1 protein-coding gene is annotated in these 1,134 nt (G+C 62.0%); it reads left to right on the top strand.

Features of this window, described 5'->3' with window-relative positions; translation table 11 throughout:
* Positions 1 to 45 precede the first annotated feature (45 nt).
* Positions 46 to 1,026 carry an ATP-binding protein gene (locus ELI80_RS16710; protein WP_201740654.1) on the top strand — a complete coding sequence of 327 codons (981 nt, stop codon included), beginning with the start codon at positions 46 to 48 and terminating at the stop codon, positions 1,024 to 1,026.
* Positions 1,027 to 1,134: the final 108 nt, after the last annotated feature.

Raw genomic sequence — 1,134 nt, forward strand, 5'->3', positions numbered from 1 at the left:
TGACCAGATGCCGATCCGAATTCCACCACGCCACGGGGCACTATCGTGGACCGAGCGGAGGGCTTCGGCAACTACATCCTCACAGGCTCTGCCATTCCGAGCGATGACATTACGCGGCACAGCGGTGCCGCTCGTTTTCTCCGCATTCGGCAGCGCACCCTCACGTGGGCGGAGAAGGGGAAATCGCAGCCGCGCGTCGCGCTCAATGAGCTCTTTAGCGGGGCAGATGTTCCGACCGATCCAACCCAGTTCAGCCTTGATGACAACCTCGAGGCACTCTTAACCTCCGGGTTTCCCGCTCACATTTCGCTTTCGCCCGAACAATCGCGAGGTCCACTTCGTGCTTACCTTTCTGAGACGGCGCGCACGGACGTCTACCGTCTCCACGACTTCCGGCACGATCCGATTGTCCTCGACCAGCTCCTGGCATCCCTCGCGCGCGTGACCGCCTCAGAGGTAACCCAGGCCACCATTCGCAAGGACCTCACGGCGGTGGCGCCGTCGATAAGTGTTGAATCGGTCGCGATGCTCGTCGATACCTTGGAAAGGATATTCGTCATCGAATCGGTCCCTGCGTGGGCTCCCCGGTTGCGCTCAAAGGCGCGACTGCGGACCAGTAGGAAATACCACCTCGCCGACGCATCCCTGGCTGCAGCCGCTCTCGGAGCGACAGCTGAGAGCCTGCGCCGCGATCCTGAAACGCTTGGCAATTTGTTCGAGTCGGCCGTGGTTCACGACCTTTCGGTCATGGCGGAAGCCCTCGGGGGTCGCGTGTACCACTACCGCGACTCTAACGGGTATGAGATTGATGCTGTCATCGTGCTTGACGACGCCCGCTGGGGTGCCGTCGAAGTCAAGCTTGGCTACGGCCAGGTCGATGAGGGGGTCCGCCGCCTGCGAAAGGCACTCGACCAAATCGATGCCGGCACGCCCCCATCCTTTGCAGCCGTTATCACCGCGACTGGGATGAGCTACACCACCGAAGACAAGATCTGCACGTTTCCCTTCCTCGCCCTGGGGCTCTAGGGTGCCGCCTGGCGACAAGAAACCCCCGGCAAGCGCCGGGGGTTGACATTGGCGGAGGATGTGGTGTCCGAAGTCACGACATAGTTGACAGGGCGTGCCTGGGGTGGC

This window comes from Paracoccus aeridis (assembly GCF_004923205.2).
GTDB lineage: Bacteria > Pseudomonadota > Alphaproteobacteria > Rhodobacterales > Rhodobacteraceae > Paracoccus > Paracoccus aeridis.